This window comes from Kribbella sp. NPDC004138, from assembly GCF_053603655.1.
The window spans coordinates 75,222-91,157 of record NZ_JBSGFZ010000006.1 but is presented as its reverse complement, the minus strand read 5'-3'; the positions used below and the strand labels follow the sequence as shown (position 1 = coordinate 91,157).

Annotated in this window: 17 protein-coding genes; 9 read left to right on the top strand and 8 right to left on the bottom strand. The window is 70.4% G+C overall.

What is annotated here, in order from left to right; all coding sequences use genetic code 11:
* The first annotated feature begins 229 nt into the window (after positions 1-229).
* From ACWEOO_RS09925 to ACWEOO_RS09915, 3 genes are all read left to right on the top strand, one after another.
* Entirely contained in the window at positions 230-358 is a 129-nt protein-coding gene (locus tag ACWEOO_RS09925) for a hypothetical protein (RefSeq protein WP_355694399.1), read from the top strand.
* Between the two features lie 13 nt (positions 359-371).
* A complete protein-coding gene (locus tag ACWEOO_RS09920; RefSeq protein ID WP_452142659.1) occupies positions 372-533 on the top strand; it encodes a hypothetical protein in 162 nt (53 codons plus the stop codon).
* A gap of 113 nt (positions 534-646) precedes the next feature.
* Positions 647-3,565 carry a helix-turn-helix transcriptional regulator gene (locus ACWEOO_RS09915; RefSeq protein WP_452142658.1) on the top strand — a complete coding sequence of 973 codons (2,919 nt, stop codon included), beginning with the start codon at positions 647-649 and terminating at the stop codon, positions 3,563-3,565.
* A gap of 18 nt (positions 3,566-3,583) precedes the next feature.
* On the opposite strand, the gene ACWEOO_RS09910 is transcribed toward ACWEOO_RS09915, so the two are convergent.
* On the bottom strand, positions 3,584-3,805 hold the full coding sequence (locus ACWEOO_RS09910) for a hypothetical protein (RefSeq protein WP_359941007.1): 222 nt from the start codon (positions 3,803-3,805) through the stop codon (positions 3,584-3,586).
* 218 nt (positions 3,806-4,023) lie between these two features.
* Between ACWEOO_RS09910 and ACWEOO_RS09905 the strand changes: the two genes are divergently transcribed.
* Positions 4,024-4,923 (top strand): ornithine cyclodeaminase family protein, encoded by a 900-nt coding sequence (locus ACWEOO_RS09905; protein WP_452142657.1) that lies wholly within the window; start codon positions 4,024-4,026, stop codon positions 4,921-4,923.
* Between the two features lie 11 nt (positions 4,924-4,934).
* On the opposite strand, the gene ACWEOO_RS09900 is transcribed toward ACWEOO_RS09905, so the two are convergent.
* Positions 4,935-5,291, bottom strand: a complete 357-nt coding sequence (locus tag ACWEOO_RS09900) for an NADH-quinone oxidoreductase subunit A (RefSeq protein ID WP_355694408.1) — start codon at positions 5,289-5,291, stop codon at positions 4,935-4,937.
* Positions 5,292-5,301: 10 nt separating this feature from the next.
* Complete coding sequence (locus tag ACWEOO_RS09895) at positions 5,302-6,066, bottom strand: hypothetical protein (protein ID WP_452142656.1); 765 nt, start codon at positions 6,064-6,066, stop codon at positions 5,302-5,304.
* Between the two features lie 262 nt (positions 6,067-6,328).
* Here ACWEOO_RS09895 and ACWEOO_RS09890 point away from each other — a divergent pair, with 262 nt between their 5' ends.
* The 3 genes from ACWEOO_RS09890 to ACWEOO_RS09880 all read left to right on the top strand — a co-directional run bounded on the left by ACWEOO_RS09890 (position 6,329) and on the right by ACWEOO_RS09880 (position 9,985).
* A complete protein-coding gene (locus tag ACWEOO_RS09890) occupies positions 6,329-8,314 on the top strand; it encodes a 2-oxoacid:acceptor oxidoreductase subunit alpha (protein WP_452142655.1) in 1,986 nt (661 codons plus the stop codon).
* Complete coding sequence (locus ACWEOO_RS09885) at positions 8,311-9,390, top strand: 2-oxoacid:ferredoxin oxidoreductase subunit beta (protein WP_363712863.1); 1,080 nt, start codon at positions 8,311-8,313, stop codon at positions 9,388-9,390. Before ACWEOO_RS09890 ends, ACWEOO_RS09885 begins: the two co-directional genes overlap by 4 nt.
* A gap of 67 nt (positions 9,391-9,457) precedes the next feature.
* Positions 9,458-9,985: a hypothetical protein gene (locus ACWEOO_RS09880; protein WP_452142654.1), complete on the top strand. Its 528-nt coding sequence runs from the start codon at positions 9,458-9,460 to the stop codon at positions 9,983-9,985.
* Here the strand turns inward: ACWEOO_RS09880 and ACWEOO_RS09875 are convergent.
* From ACWEOO_RS09875 to ACWEOO_RS09860, 4 genes are read right to left on the bottom strand one after another with little or no spacing between them, the layout of a single operon-like run.
* Positions 9,979-10,632 carry an HAD family hydrolase gene (locus ACWEOO_RS09875; RefSeq protein ID WP_452142653.1) on the bottom strand — a complete coding sequence of 218 codons (654 nt, stop codon included), beginning with the start codon at positions 10,630-10,632 and terminating at the stop codon, positions 9,979-9,981. The genes ACWEOO_RS09880 and ACWEOO_RS09875 overlap by 7 nt on opposite strands.
* On the bottom strand, positions 10,629-11,003 hold the full coding sequence (locus ACWEOO_RS09870) for a PIN domain-containing protein (protein WP_452142652.1): 375 nt from the start codon (positions 11,001-11,003) through the stop codon (positions 10,629-10,631). The genes ACWEOO_RS09875 and ACWEOO_RS09870 overlap by 4 nt, the downstream gene beginning before the upstream one ends.
* 2 nt (positions 11,004-11,005) lie before the next feature.
* Positions 11,006-11,257, bottom strand: a complete 252-nt coding sequence (locus tag ACWEOO_RS09865; RefSeq protein ID WP_452142651.1) for a type II toxin-antitoxin system Phd/YefM family antitoxin — start codon at positions 11,255-11,257, stop codon at positions 11,006-11,008.
* Positions 11,258-11,289: 32 nt separating this feature from the next.
* Entirely contained in the window at positions 11,290-12,441 is a 1,152-nt protein-coding gene (locus ACWEOO_RS09860; RefSeq protein WP_452142650.1) for an alpha-hydroxy-acid oxidizing protein, read from the bottom strand.
* Between the two features lie 58 nt (positions 12,442-12,499).
* Here ACWEOO_RS09860 and ACWEOO_RS09855 point away from each other — a divergent pair, with 58 nt between their 5' ends.
* Positions 12,500-13,705 carry an MFS transporter gene (locus tag ACWEOO_RS09855; protein WP_452142649.1) on the top strand — a complete coding sequence of 402 codons (1,206 nt, stop codon included), beginning with the start codon at positions 12,500-12,502 and terminating at the stop codon, positions 13,703-13,705.
* 35 nt (positions 13,706-13,740) lie between these two features.
* Positions 13,741-14,988, top strand: a complete 1,248-nt coding sequence (locus ACWEOO_RS09850; protein ID WP_452142648.1) for a DUF445 domain-containing protein — start codon at positions 13,741-13,743, stop codon at positions 14,986-14,988.
* Between the two features lie 87 nt (positions 14,989-15,075).
* Here the strand turns inward: ACWEOO_RS09850 and ACWEOO_RS09845 are convergent, their stop codons facing one another.
* The gene (locus ACWEOO_RS09845; RefSeq protein WP_359940971.1) at positions 15,076-15,822 is read right to left on the bottom strand and encodes a D-Ala-D-Ala carboxypeptidase family metallohydrolase; all 747 of its coding nucleotides are present in this window, start codon (positions 15,820-15,822) and stop codon (positions 15,076-15,078) included.
* Positions 15,823-15,936: the final 114 nt, after the last annotated feature.

Genomic DNA, 15,936 nt, shown 5'->3' with positions numbered 1-15,936 from the left:
GCGGGGGCGCGCACCCCCCCCCCCCCCCCCCGCCACTGTCGTTTTCCGGCCGTTTCCGGCGCCGTTCCGGTGTCGTTTCCGGGCCGTTCGCGGGGTCCTAGGAACCCCTAAGACCCCCTAAGGCCGGACAGCTCGCGGGGATAGGGAGGACTTCCGATGTGCGGGTCCTCCTCAGACGAGCAGATTTACCTCTGTCGGCAGGCAGCCGGCACAGACAACGGAGGAACACATGTACACGAACGCATCGGTCAAGGCCGAGGTCGACTACCGCAGGGAGCGCCTCGCCCGTGACTTCCGGCAGACCCGGAGCACCCGGAGCCGCCGGACCATCAGCCACCTGTTCGGCCGGAAAGCCTGAAGGGAGGACAACCATGTTGACGATTCCGATCACCCCCGACGCCATGAAGGCGGAGTCCGAGTACCGCCTGGAGCGCGCCAAGCGTGACTTCCGGCTCGCGAGCCGCCGGCCGCGCCCGGCGAAGGGCTCCGAGCCCGAGCCGCGGCACGCCCTGCGACCCCGTCCGGCCGCATGACCGCCGAAACCGCCGTCCCTGAGCGAGAAATCGCGATCAGGGACGGCGTTTCTGCGACTGGGAGACACCCGCGGACGGGATGCCGTCGATTTGTGTCGGCGCCAGGGGCGAAAATGGACAACGTGCCCTGGAATTCGACACCTCTCGTCGGCCGCTCGACCGAGATGGCTGCCCTGCTGAGCGCCGTGGACGACGCCAAGACGCGTCGGGCCGGCGCCGTTGTGCTGTCCGGTGACGCCGGCGTCGGCAAGACCCGGTTGCTGGACGAGGTGGCCACCGGCGCGCACGAGCGCGGGTTCGGCGTGCTCGTCGGGCACTGCACCGACTTCGGCGACGCCGGCCTGCCGTACCAGCCGTTCTCGGAGATCTTCGGCCGGCTGGCCGGTGACCGCCCCGACCTCGTCGAGGGCGTCCTGCGAAACTTCCCGGCGATCGGCCGGCTGCTGCCCGCGCACCGCCTGCTGAGCGCCCAGCCGGCGCCGCAGGAGGGCCAGCTCGACCGCGCCGCGCTGTTCGACGCCGTCCTCGGCGCGTTCACCGCGCTCGCCACCAGCGAGCCGCAGCTGGTGATCATCGAGGACGCGCACTGGGCCGACGACTCGACCCGGGACCTGATCGGTTTCCTGATCACCCGGCTGACCTCGCAGCGGCTGGCGCTCGTGGTGTCGTACCGCAGCGACGACCTGCACCGCCGGCACCCGCTGCGCCGCCCGATCGCCGAGTGGTCCCGCAACCCCCGCGTCCGCCGGGTGAACCTGCTCCCCCTGGACGCCGACGAGGCCCGCACCCTGCTGCACTCGCTGCTCAGGAGCCCGCTGCCGCCGGTCGAGGAGCGCCGCATCCTCGAGCGTGCGGGCGGCAACGCGTTCTTCACCGAGGAGCTGGCCGCCGCGGCCTCGATGGGCGACGGCGACGTCGTGCCGCCCGATCTCGCCGACCTGTTGCTCGTCCGCCTGGATCCGCTGTCCGACGACGCCCGCCAGGTCGCGCGGGTGATCGCGGTCGCCGGCCGCCGGGTCCCGCACACCCTGCTGACCGCGGTCGCCGACCTCCCCGACCGCGAGCTCGACGAGGCGCTGCGCGAGCTGATCGACGCGCACATCATCGACCAGCCCACCAGCGATCGGTACTACTTCCGCCACGCCCTCCTCGCCGAGGCGGTGTACGACGACCTGCTGCCGGGCGAGCGCGTCCGCCTGCACTCGGCGTACGTGCAGGCGCTGAAGGACCAGACCGTCGCCGGTACGGCGGCCGAGCTCGCGGGGCACGCCACGCGCTCGCACAACCTGCCGGTCGCGTTCGAGGCCCGGGTCCGGGCGGGCGAAGAGGCCATCTCGGTGGCCGCGCCGCAGGACGCGCTGAAGCACTACGAGCTCGCCCTGGAGCTGTTCCCGAACCGGGCGCCCGACCATGCGATCGACAAGACGTCGCTGATCGTCTCGACCGCGACCGCGGCGACCTTGTCGTCGCAGCACCTGCGGGCGGTGAAGATCCTCCGCAAGGCGCTCGCCGACCTGCCGCCGGACGCCCCGAAGCTGGAGCGGGCGCAGCTGCTGCTGCCGCTGGCCGACATCGCCCTGGTCATCGACCAGGACCAGGAGGCCAACGAAGCCATCACGCAGGCCCTCAAACTCGTCCAGGACGAGCCGGCCAGCGTGTTCAAGGCGCAGGTCGCGTCGTTGTACGCCAGGGTGTCCGACGCGCTCGGCCGTCCGATGGAGGCGGAGCGCTGGGCGCACAAGGCGCTCGAGATCGCCCGCGACGCCGGTCAGGAGTCCGCGGCTAGTGACGCCGGGATCACGCTGGCGCAGCTGCGTCGCCGGGCCGGTGACCCGGAGACTGCCGTGAAGCAGCTCGAGGAGGCGGCCGTCCGGGCGCAGCTCATCGGCGACCCCGCCGCGGAGGTGCGCAGCCGGTTCCTGGTCGGGTCGACGCACTACGACCAGGGCGACCTGCTGAACGCGAAGGCCGCGCTGTCGTTCGCGGCGAAGCGGGCCGGTGAGCTCGGGCGGCAGTGGGCGGCGTACGGGTTCGACGCGCGCCGGATGCTGGCGCTGACCCAGTTCACGCTCGGCGAGTGGGACGCTGCGGCGGCGACCGCCCGGACCGACGCGATGACGCCGGCGGCGGCCGCGGCGGCGCTGCGGGCGGTGGACTTCTCGGTCCGCGGCGGGCGCGGCGACACCGCGGTCGCGGAGGAGTTCGAGCTGTCCCGGAAGTGGTGGGACCTCGACGTGATGCTGCCGATCATCGGGCTGCAGCCGGCCGTCGACGCCTACCGCGTGCTCGACAAGCCGGCCGAGGCCGAGAAGCTGATCGCGGACGTGTCCGCGCTGTGCGCCGACGTGTTCCAGACCGAGTGGTTCCTCGGCCGGATCCGGTTCTCGACGCTCGGGCTGCAGCTGCTGTGTCACCGCGCGGTCAGCGAGCCGACGGCCGCGGCGGAGCTGGTCGCGCGCGGTGCGGAGCTGGTGTCAACGGGGCAGACGACCGCGGAGAAGGGCCTGCCGCCGGGGCGCCTGATGGGCGTCGAGGGGCTCGCCTGGCTGGCGCGGCTGGAGTCGGAGTGGGACCGGCTGCGCTGGCTGGCAGGGATCGACGCGCCGACGCCGGAGGAGCACGTCGCCGCCTGGCAGCGCACCACGGAAGCCTTCGGCTACGGGTATGTCTTCGAGCAGGCGTGGTCACGGATCCGGCTGTCGGCCGCTCTCCGCGCCGCGGGCCGGGTCGGCGAGGCGAACGAGCAGACCGCGCTGGCGGCCGAGGTCGGGCGCGAGCTGACCTCGCGCCCGCTCCTGGAGGAGGCCGGCGGTGTCGACACCGGCGTCGCGAGTGCGCTGACGTCGCGCGAGACCGAGGTGCTGCGGCTGCTCGCCGAGGGCCGCACCAACCGGCAGCTGGCTCGCGAGCTGTACATCTCGGAGAAGACGGTCAGCGTGCACGTCTCGAACATCCTCGCCAAGCTCGGCGTTCGCTCCCGCACGGAAGCCGCCGCCGTGGCCCGCCGCGACGGGCTGCTCGGCGAGGACTGAGCGAGGACCCGCCGCGGGTCAGCCGTGGCTGCGGCGGCGGTCGGGCTGGGGATGCAGGTGGCGGGCCCGGGCGCGGGCCAGCTCGTCACCGGCAGGTGCCGGTTCGGCGGGGGCCGGTGTGGGCCGGTCGAGTTCGGTGATGTCGTCGAAGACCTGGCGGGCGTGCCGCATCCGCGCTGCGGCCAGGAGCACAAGTCCGGCCGCAGCCAGGGCTATCAGTACCCACAGTTGCCACGACATAGCCTCACCGCCACGTGTTCGCCCCGTTCCCCCGAGTAATCACCATAGCCCCGATATCGGCGGATGGCGACCGGCCGTACGCATTCCGTTGACACCGGTGCTTGAAACTCACGTTTTGTTGCATCGGGCAATCACAAACGGTGATCAGGCAACGAGGTGACCGCCTGGGTCGCTGATTACTCTCAGTGACTCAGGAGGGGAGGAATATGCTCGGGCCGGTGAGAGTGCTCTCTGCTGACGACGTCCGCCGGGCCGTGCCGATGAGCGCGGCGATCGATGCCGTGCGGGACGCCTTCCGCGAGCTCGCGGCCGGGAACTTCGTGCTGCCGCCGCGGCAGATCTTCGGCGACGGCGCGGTGCTGGTGATGTCGGCGTACCACTCCCCGACCGGGACCGCGGTGGTGAAGAAGATCGGGATCGCGCTGGACCAGGTGCCGGCGATCCGCGCGACGCTGATCTGGACCGGGCGCGGCGAGCAGCTGGTCGCGGACGGCAGCTCGATCACCACGCTGCGGACCGGCGCGGTCGTCGGTGTCGCGACCGATCTGCTCGCACCGGCCGACGCGACCCGCCTGACCGTGATCGGGTCCGGCGCGCAGGCACCGGACCAGGTCCGCGCGGTGCTCGCCGTCCGCCCGATCGCCGACGTCACCGTCACCGGCCGTTCGGCCGGCCGCGCCGAGGCTCTGGCGCGGGAGCTCGCGGGCGAATTCCCCGCCGTACGGTTCACGTCGGGCACGGACGTCGACGCCGCGGTCGCCGACGCGCACGTCATCTGCTGCGCGACCTCGTCCAGCACACCGCTCTTCGCCGCCGACGCCCTGCCCGCCACCGTCCACGTCAACGCGATCGGCGCCTTCCGCCCCAGCATGCGCGAACTCCCCCGCGAGCTCCTGGCCTGCGCCACCACCGTCCTCGTCGACCAGCGCGAAGCCGCCCTCGAAGAGTCCGGCGAAGTCATCGACGCCGTCCGCGCAGGCAGCATCAGCACCGACGACCTGGTCGAGCTCGGCCCCGCCCTCGCCGACCCGCCGGCGCCGTCGGGCCGCACGGTCTTCAAGTCCGTCGGCGTCGGTTGCCAGGACTGGGCGATCGCGGCCGCCCTCGCCGGACGGTAGACGGTAGGCGCTCAGGTCCAGCGGAGGACGCCCTTGCGGTAGGCGTACAGCAGGCCGACCGCGACGAAGGCGAGGAAGACGAACATCTCGATCAGCGTCGCGAAGCCGAGAGCGGCGAAGATGGTGGCCCACGGGAACAGGTAGATCGCGTCCACGGCGAAGATCACGTACAGGTACGCGAACAGGTAGTACCGGATGTGGACCTGGGCCCAGCCTTCGCCGACCGGGTCGACGCCCGACTCGTACGTCTTCAGCTTGCCCTCGGTCGGATAGGTGACCGTCAGCGCCTTGTTCAGCGCGAAGGCGCCGAGCAGCCCGACGAGGCCGAGCGCGACCACCGCGGCGATGACGCCATAGCTGTCCGACACGGGCAGCAGTCTAGTTCGTACAGAGCAGCAAGGAGTCGACGGCGACGTACGGGCCGTAGCCGGAGCGGATGTCGGCGACCTGCAGCCTCAACCGCGTCACGCCGGAGATGTCGTGGTTGAGCCACGTCTCGGTCTCCTGCTGCATCCGGACCGAGGTCAGCGCTGTCGTCCCGTTGTGCAGCGACACCCGGACCAGCCCGTCGGTGAGGTTGCCGAGCCAGTTCCGCGAGTACCGGCAGCCGGTCGAGTCGACCTCGCCCCAGACGTACCCGCCCTGGTTCGCGAGCAGGTCGGCCTCGGCCCGCCGCGGCCCTTCGGACGGCGGTACGACGGTGAACTGCGGCTGCCCCGCCCCGCCGGCCCGCACCAGGCCCTTCTTGAACAGGCCCCGCCAGGCGTAGTGCTTGAAGCTGATCATCGGCGAGATCGCCGCGGCGTACGGCGCCTGCGGGCCGATCGCGATCCGGTACGTGCGGACCGAGCCGGGCTGCACCGTGGTGATCGTCACGCTGCCGCCCGACGAATACCCGTGCGCGACCTCCTGCCAGCGCTTCAGCGACGGGATCCACTGGTGCAGCGGGATCCTGGTCCCGGTGGCGGGCGCCGGTGACAGCGTTCCGACGACGGTGATCACGCCCTTGGTCGCGTCCGTCGTCCGGATGCTGTAGATCTTCGCGGTCCGCGCGGGCGAGGTGGACGCACGCTGTGCCGAGGCGAGCGGGACGGCGGAGCCCAGCAGGAGCAGAGACAGCAGTCCGATCAGCACACGGCGCATGAAGCAACTCCCTGAGGTCACAACTAGATGCCGATACCCTGCCGTTTCTCACTCCGGATCGCAAGCGACCGCTTGCGCACGGTGATACCCCGCCACTACCGCACGGTCCCGCCTTCTAACACCGTGTCCCAGGCTGTGGACCACCGGGGCTTCCGCATGGTTCCGTTCTAAGGGCGAACTAATATTGGGGTTATCGCCCTGGACTGGGGGGATCGATCTGTCGTCCACGAAACGGCGGACCGACCCAAGCTTCGACTTGGAGATGAACAGAACAGTGACCATCGAGGTCAAGCAGCTCGACCGCGTGGTGATCCGCTTCGCCGGCGACTCCGGCGACGGGATGCAGCTCACGGGGGACAGGTTCACAGCGGAAACGGCATCGTTCGGCAATGATCTGTCGACGTTGCCCAACTTCCCAGCAGAGATCCGGGCACCAGCCGGGACCCTGCCGGGCGTCAGCTCCTTCCAACTCCACTTCGCCGATCACGACATCCTCACGCCGGGTGACGCACCTGACGTGCTGATCGCGATGAACCCGGCGGCGCTGAAGGCGAACCTCAAGGACGTGCCGCGCGGCGCGACCCTGATCGTCGACACCGCGGACTTCACGGCGCGGAACCTGAAGCGGATCGGGTACGACGAGAATCCGCTGGAGACCGGCGAGCTCGACGCCTACCACGTGATCGCGCTCAATCTCACCGGCATGACGGTGGAGTCGGTCAAGGAGTTCGGCCTGACCCGCAAGGACGCGTCCCGGGCGAAGAACATGTATGCGCTCGGCCTGGTGTCCTGGCTGTTCCAGCGGCCGGTCGAGTCGACGATCACGTTCCTGGAGACGAAGTTCGCGGGCAAGCCGGACATCCGGGACGCGAACATCGCCGCCTTCCGCGCGGGCTACAACTTCGGAGAGACCGCCGAGGAGTTCTCGGTCCGGTACGAGGTGAAGCCGGCCAGCATGCCGACCGGCACGTACCGCAACATCTCCGGCAACCTCGCGCTGGCGTACGGCCTGGTGGCGGGCGCCCAGCGGGCCGGGCTGCCGCTCGTCCTCGGTGCGTACCCGATCACCCCGGCCTCCGACGTCCTGCACGAGCTGTCGAAGCTCAAGCGGTTCAACGTCACCACGATCCAGGCCGAGGACGAGATCGCCGGTGTCGGCGCCGCCCTGGGCGCGTCGTTCGGCGGGGCGCTCGGCGTCACCACGTCGTCCGGCCCGGGTATCAGCCTGAAGTCCGAGACGATCGGCCTCGGGGTGATGCTCGAGCTGCCGCTGGTGGTCTGCGACATCCAGCGCGCCGGCCCCTCGACCGGTATGCCGACCAAGACCGAGCAGGCCGACCTGCTGCAGGTGATGTTCGGCCGCAACGGCGAGGCGCCGCTGCCGGTGCTCGCCGCCCAGTCCCCCGCGGACTGCTTCGCGATCGCGATCGAGGCCGCCCGGATCGCGATCACCTACCGCACGCCGGTGATCGTGCTGTCCGACGGCTACCTGGCCAACGGCTCCGAGCCGTGGCAGATCCCGGCCGTCGACGAGCTGCCCGCGATCGAGCCGAACTTCACCCTCGAGCCGAACGCGACCAGCGACGACGGCGCCCCGAAGTACCTCCCCTACCTGCGCGATCCGGAGACTCTCGCCCGAGCGTGGGCGGTGCCGGGGACGCCGGGTCTGGACCACCGGATCGGCGGTCTGGAGAAGGAGGACAAGACCGGGAACATCTCCTACGACCCGGCCAACCACGACCTGATGATCCGCACCCGGCAGGCGAAGGTGGACGCGGTCGCGCGGTCGATCCCGCCGGTCGAGGTCGACGACCCGGACGGTACGGCGAAGGTCCTGGTGCTCGGGTGGGGTTCGACGTACGGCCCGATCGGCGCCGGGGTGCGCCGGGTCCGCCGGGTCGGCGGCAAGGTCGCGCAGGCGCACCTGCGGCACCTGAACCCGTTCCCGGACAACCTCGGCGACGTGCTGAGGTCGTACGACAAGGTCCTGGTCCCGGAGATGAACCTCGGCCAGCTGGCGCTGCTGCTGCGCTCGAAGTACCTGGTCGACGTGGTCTCCTACGCGCAGGTCCGCGGGATGCCGCTCGGCGCCGCGGAGCTGGCCGAGGTGATCGGCAACCTGGTCGAGGAAACCGCGGGCATCGACGACGACGCCCGCCATCTGGGGGCGGCCGCGGCTGCCGTCAAGCACGGCGAGGCACTGGCCGACCAGAACGGCCACGGCCACCTGAAGGAGGGAGCACGATGAGCACCGTCGAGCTCGGCATGCCGAGCCTGCCGAACGGTCTGCGCGGCGTCCCGGCCGCGACCGAGCCGCAGAACCGCAAGGAGTACGTGTCGGACCAGGAGGTCCGCTGGTGCCCCGGCTGCGGCGATTACGCGGTCCTCGCGGCCTTCCAGGGCTTCCTGCCCGAGCTGGGGATCAAGCGCGAGAACGTCGCGATCGTCTCCGGTATCGGCTGCTCGTCGCGATTCCCGTACTACCTGTCGACGTACGGCATGCACTCGATCCACGGCCGCGCGCCGGCGATCGCGACCGGCCTGGCGACGGCTCGCCCGGACCTGAGCGTGTGGGTGGTGACCGGTGACGGCGACGCGCTGTCGATCGGCGGCAACCACCTGATCCACACGCTCCGGCGGAACGTGAACCTGAAGATCCTGCTGTTCAACAACCGGATCTACGGCCTCACCAAGGGGCAGTACTCGCCGACGTCGGAGCCGGGCAAGGTGACGAAGTCGACGCCGATGGGGTCGGTGGACAACCCGTTCAACCCGGTGTCGCTGGCGCTCGGCGCGGAAGCGACCTTCGTGGCGCGCACGGTCGACTCCGACCGCAAGCACCTGACCTCGGTCCTGCGGGCCGCGGCCGAGCACCGCGGTACGGCGTTCGTGGAGATCTACCAGAACTGCCCGATCTTCAACGACAACGCGTTCGAGGCGTTCAAGGACCCGGAGACCCGGGACGACGCGATCATCCCGCTCGTGCACGGTGAACCGATCCGGTTCGGGACCGACGGCCGGCTCGGTGTGGTCCGCGACGGGTTCGCGTCGCTGGCGGTGAAGGAGATCGCCGACCTGCCGAACGGCGAGGCCGACCTGGTCGTGCACGACGCCCACACCGAGGACCCGGCGTACGCGTTCGCCCTGTCCCGCCTCACCGACGGCGGCGTGCTGCACCGCGCGCCGGTCGGCGTGTTCCGGTCCGTCGAGCATCCGGCGTACGACGACATGGTCCGCCAGCAGATCAGCACCGCCCAGGAAGCCCAGGGCCCCGGCGATCTGCAGGCGCTCGTCACCGGCTCGGACACCTGGACCGTGAACTGATCGTCGCTCGAACCACGCGGACGGCGTCACGCTGGTCGTGACCCGTTCGCGTGGCAGGTTGACCGCCATGGCGGAGAGCGAACCGATCCAGCAGACAGTGCACTTCGGCCGGTCGATCAGCGGCAGCGAGGTCGTCCAGGCGGTTCGGGACGCCTGCAACGCGCGGGACCGGGACAAGCCCGTGTACGGCGGTCAGGACTTCTTCTCCGACCGGCCCGAACGTCCGGGTGATCCCGTCCGGATCGGCCAGAAGTCGATGGATCCGGCGCGGAACCTCGTGGTGAAACCGGCCGGCGGTCCGGACGAGGTCTTCCGGCCGGACGCGTCCTACGATGCGGCCGTGGTCGTCCGGCACGACCTCCCGGGGACCCGGTGGGCGGTCCGCTTCTCCCCGGACCAGGAGATCGCCGCGGTGGCGGACTTCGCGGAGCGGCTGTCGCGACACCTTCCGGCCGAACGGCAGGCGGACGCCGGGCCGGCGTACGACGCGGCGTACCCCTCGCCGACCGGCGCGGTTACCAACCGGCCGGACAGCCGGCCGGCGGCCTCCGCCTGGCGCAAGACCTCACCGGGCACCGACTCGCGCGGCTACTGACGACCGACGAGCTGGGTGAGGGTGGCGCCCGCCGCACGGTCGAGGTGGTGTGCACTCAGCCCGGCGGCCCGCGCTGCGATCACATCCAGCTCCAGGTTGTCGCCGATCATCAGCGTCTCCCCCGGCTCGACGCCCAGCGCCTCACAAACACGCTGGTACGCCAAGGGATCGGGCTTGCTGACACCGAGTGCCTCCGACGTGCAGACCACGTCGATCAGGTCGGCCAGCCCGATCGCCGCCACCTTCGCGTTCTGCTGCCTGGTGCTTCCGTTCGTGAGCACGCCGACCCGCCATCCGTTGCTGCGGGCAACTTCTAGCGCGGGGCGCGCGTCCGGGTACGCGATCCAGTTGTTCGTGTACTGCGTCAGGTACCCCGTGAACACCTCGTCCAGCTCGGCATCGGCCCCCGGTACCGGCAGCCCGAGCACCGGCAGGAACGCGCGGAGTCGCCCGCGCCGCTGGCCCTGGTGCGTGAGCTCCCCGGCCAGGAAGCGGCTGAACTGGTCCTCCTCGATCACGAACCACTCGGCGATCAGCTCGTCCGTCGGCGTGATCCCGAGCTCCGTCACCCAACTGCGCAGACCCGCCACGGCACACCCCGTGTGATCGAACAGGGTGTTGTCCAGGTCGAACACAACCGCCTTCACAGGCCGACGACCTCCACAAGGTCACCAAGGCCGGTGAAGTCCTTGGGGTTGCGCGTGTACAGCACGGCCTCGTGCGTCGCCGCCGTGGCAGCGATCACGAGATCGAACGCACGGGCCCTCGGCCGGCGGCCGGCCGCGGCGACCGTCGCCGCGAAGGAACCATAGGTGCGCGCGACTGCATCGGTGACCGGCAGCGCTTCGAATGCCCGCTCGATACCGGCAAGGCGGCGCAGCCGGCCAGCACGGATTTCCGGCGATCGAGCGATCAGAACGCCGAAGTGCAGCTCGGCCAGACTGATGGTGCTGATCGCGAACTCCGCATCAACAGGCTCATCAAGACCCTCGATCAGGACGCTGGTATCGAGCAGCACCCTCACTGCTTCGGCTCCCACGGGTCGGCCAGGTTCTGATCGACCAACTCCCGGTCGGTCGCCCAATCCTCGTCGGTGCGTGGACGCAGCACGTCGGCGACCTCGTCATACCGCCGCCAGTGGTCGCGTTCCGGCGGGCCGAGCACAGCAGCCGGACGACCCGACACCGTGATCAGCAGGTGCTCACCGGATTCGGCACGACGCACCAGATCACTGGTGTGTTGTCGCAGCTCGCGCAATCCCAAAGCATCCATGCCCCCAGGATAGCACTTGTGCTACTTCTTGATCAGGCGCGGACGATCGAGTCGCGGTTGAGCTCGCGGTGGTTCGCGTAGCCGGACAACGCCAGCGTCAGGTCGAGTTCGGCCAGGAAACACCGCAGTACATGCTCGACGCCCGCCTGCCCGGCCAGCGCGAGGCCGTAGAGCAGCGGACGGCCGAGCAGGACCGCCTTGGCGCCCAGGGCGAGTGCCTTGGCCGCGTCGGCACCCGTGCGGACGCCGGAGTCGAAGAGGATGGTCAGCTGTTCACCGACCGCGTCCGCGATCGCTGGCAGCGCGTCCAGTGCCGCGATCGCGCCGTCGACCTGGCGGCCGCCGTGGTTCGAGACCACGACGCCGTCCATGCCGTGCTCGGCCGCGAGCTTGGCGTCCTCGACGTGGGTGATGCCCTTCAGCACGATCGGCCCGTCCCAGTTGTCGCGCAGGAACGACAGGTCGTCCCAGGACAGTCCGACGTTCGGGAACATCTGCGCCCAATGCATCACCGCGGCGCCGGCGTCCTCGTCGATCGGCTTGGCCAGCTTCGCCCGGAAGGCCGGGTCGCTGAAATAGTTCGCCAGACCCTCGCCCTTCAGGAACGGCAGGAACCCGCGGTCCAGGTCGGCCGGCCGCCAGCCGATCGTCCCGGTGTCGAGCGTGACCACCAGGACGGCGTACCCCGCGGCCTTGGCGCGCTGCAGGAAACTCAGGCAGACGTCCCGGTCGGTCGGGTAGTAGAGCTGGAACCACTTGTTCGACGCCTCGATCGCCTCAATCGCGTGACTCGCCTGCGTCGAATGCGTGTAGGTGAGGCCGAGGGTGTCGGCGGCGCGGGCGGTCGCGACTTCGCCGTCCGGGTGCGCGAGCGTCTGGACACCGATCGGCGCGATCAGCACCGGCGCCGGCATCGACGTCCCGAGGATCCGGCAGGAGAGATCGCGCTCGGTGCTGCCGCGGAGCATCCGCGGCACCAGCCGCCAACGGTCGAACGCGGCCCGGTTCGCCCACGCGGTGGAGCCCTCGCCGGCGCTCGGCACGATGTACCCCATCGCCTCGGCCGGCAGCTTCCCGGCGGCCTGCGACTCCAGCCGCGCCAGGTCGGTCGTGATCTCCGGCGTCACCCCCTGCAGCATCCCCTGCAGGTAGATCTGCAACTGGTAGTCCCCGAAGTTGGCCATGCCGGATGCTTTCACAACGCCATGACATCCGTCAGCAGCGCGTTTGCGACAATCAGCTGTGAAAAGTTCAGTGGCTCCTGACGAGCGCACGGCGCGGCACGTCAACCTGGCGTTGTTCGCGCTCGCGACCGGCGGCTTCGCGATCGGGACCACCGAGTTCGTCACGATGGGGCTGCTGCCGCAGATCGCCGACGGCGTCCAGATCTCGATCCCGACGGCCGGGCACGTCGTCTCGGCGTACGCGCTGGGGGTCGTGGTCGGCGCCCCGTTGATCGCGGCGCTCGGCGCGCGGACCGGGCGGAAACGGTTGCTGCTCGGGCTGATGGCGGTCTTCGTGGTCGGCAACGTGCTGTCGTCGGTTGCGTCGAACTACGAGTTCCTGATGGCCGCGCGGTTCCTGTCCGGCCTGCCGCACGGCGCGTTCTTCGGGATCGGCGCGGTGGTCGGCGCGTCGATGGTGCTGCCGGGCCGGCGGGCGCGGGCGGTGTCGATGACGATGGTCGGACTCCCGGTCGCCAACATCATCGGCGTACCGGTCACGACACTGCTCGGCCAGCGACTCGGGTGGCAGGTGCCGTTCCTCGCGGTCGGCGTCCTCGGGCTGCTGACCCTGGTCGCGGTCTGGTTCTGGGTGCCGCCGCAGCCGGTCGGGAGCGACGTGAACGTGCGCAGCGAGCTCAGCGCACTGACCCGGCCGCAGGTGTGGATGGCGTTGCTGGTCGGGATGGTCGGCTTCGGCGGCATGTTCGCGACATACTCGTACATCACGCCGACGATGACGGAACTGTCCGGTTTCTCCGAGTCCGCCGTGACGATCGTGCTCGGCGTGTACGGCGTCGGCATGACGGTCGGCACCGTCCTCGGCGGCCGACTGGCCGACCGCTCGCTGATGGGCAGCGTGTACGTCGGGCTGGTCGCGGTGGCTCTCGTGCTCGGAACGTTCGGCTGGCTCGCGCAGAGCAAGCCGGGGGCGCTGGTCGCGGTGTTCGCCCTGGGTTGCTCGGCGAGCATCCTGGTGCCCGCGTTGCAGACCCGCCTGATGGACGTCGCGCCCGAGGGCCAGTCGCTGGCCGCATCGCTGAACCACTCCACGCTCAACATCGCCAACGCGCTCGGCGCCTGGCTCGGCGGCGTCGTCCTCGCCGCCGGCTACGGCTACGAATGGCCGAGCCGCCTGGGCGCCGGCCTCGCATTGGCCGGCCTCGCCCTGGCGGTGATCTCGGGGCTGATGGAACGCCGGGGGGTGACTCAGGTACTTGCCTGAGGGTTTCGTGACCGCCGACTTGGTTAGATCAAGGTATGGCGACCTTGACGTTGGGCGCCGCCGATCTGGTACGGCGGCGCGGGCTGCGGCGGATGCGCTCGGTGGCATTGTCGTTGCTGGTGCTGGCCGCGGCGATCTATGTGGCGACCCTGCACCGCGAGGGTGGCTGGGCGTACCTGAACGCCGCGGCCGAGGCGGCGATGGTGGGTGCGCTGGCGGACTGGTTCGCGGTGACGGCGCTGTTCCGGCACCCGCTCGGGCTGCCGATCCCGCACACCGCGATCGTGCCGACCCGCAAGGACAGCCTGGCGGAAAGTCTCGAGCAGTTCGTGACGGAAAACTTCCTGTCCGAGGACGTCGTTTCGGAAAAGATGCGCACGGCGAAGGTCAGCCGGCGGGCCGGTGAGTGGCTGGCCGCGGGGAACCACGCCGAGCGGATCGTGGCCGAGGGCGCGCGGACGGTCGGGGCGGCGCTGCCGAAGCTCGGCGACGAGGACGTGACGGCCTTCGTCCGCGGGTCGTTGCTGCCGCGGTTCGTGAAGGAGCCGTTGAGCCCGATCGCCGGCCACTTCGTGGAGTCGGTGGTGAAGGACGGCGCCCATCACGCGCTGTTCGACCTGCTGCTCGTGGAGGCGTACGACTGGCTGGCCGCCAACCGTGACTTGCTGGCCGACGTCGTCGGGCCGCGGGCGCCGCGCTGGTCGCCGCAGTGGGTCGACCGGTTGGTCATCGACCGGATCCACCGCGAGGCACTCGCATGGCTGGCCGATGTCCGCGACAACCAGTCGCATGCGGCCCGCCGCGCCGTCGACCGCCTGCTCAGGCAGTTGGCCGACGACCTGCAGCACGACCCGGACACGATGGCGCGGTTCGAGGCGTGGAAGGCGCGGATGCTCACGCACCCGGACATGGGCTCGAGCCTGGCCGCCGTCTGGGACGCCATGCGTACGGCGCTGATCGAGGCCATCAACGACCCGGACAGCACGCTCCGGGCCCGGGCGATCCGGGCGTTGCAGGACCTCGGCAAGCGGCTGCAGGACGACGAGGGGCTGCGCGCGAAGGTCGACGCCCGGGCGAGCGAGGCCGTCGGGTACGTCGTGCGCACGTACGGCCGCGAGATCGTCTCGGTCATCTCCGACACCATCGAGCGCTGGGACGGCCGCGAGGCCGCCGCCCGCATCGAGCTGCACGTCGGCCGCGACCTGCAGTTCATCCGCATCAACGGCACCGTGGTCGGTGCCCTCGTCGGCCTCACCATCCACACCCTGAGCCAGCTGCTGTGACCCCCACCGCCCACACGGCGGCGGTAGCTTTTGGGCTACCGCCGCTGACCGACTTCGGGGACCGTCCGCTGGATAACCAGACAGGGGCTAGATGCCGCAGTTCGGGGCGCTCCAGCTGTTGGAGGTGCGGATGTCGACGTGGGTGTGGTCGTTGTGGCCGGGGTAGCCGGGGCCGAAGATGCCGCCGAAGCCGTGGTAGCGGGCCTGCTTGGCGAGCGTGCAGAACGACGGGCTGCCGACCAGGTCGGCAGACCGGCCGTAGAGGTGCTGGCTGTCGCTGGCGCCACCGACCTGGCTGTTGCACGAGTAGCTGCGGAAACCGCTGCTGATGCTGAGCGGCTGGTCGCCGAGCGCGTGCCGCATCGCCTCCAGATGCCACATCGTCTCGAGCGCGTTGGCCCTGGTCGCCGCCTCGGACAGCGGGCCGCCGTCGTACCCGGATCCGCCGCAGCCGTCGTCGAGCTCGGCGTAGGTGAAGTGGATCGGCGTGCAGTCGTCGTCCTGCAGCGCGTAGATCTTGCTGAACGTGGCGGATCCGGCGACGCCGTCCTGGGCCAGCCCGTACGCCGCCTGGAAGCGCTGGACGGCGGCCTTCGTGGCCGGGCCGAACTCGCCGTCGATCGCCAGGTGCGCACCGTACCCGGGATACCCGGACACGCGGATCTGCAACTGCCGCACGTCGGTGCCGGACATGCCCTGGCTGAGCGTGCGGCCCCACGTGTAACAGCCGTCGGCGTGCGCGACGGTCGCGGAAACGACCTGCGACGCGGTCAGCGTCGCCAGGAACAGCAGGAGGACGGCCAGTAAGCGCGGTAACGGCCTGGTCAGGGACATCGGACACCTCCGGGGCGGTGAAGGAACCTGTCCCGGACAGCATTCCGTCACTTTCCGCCGTTTGACCAGTACTCGGCGGAACTTTCCGCCAAACTGCCGGGCAACTTTCCGCGG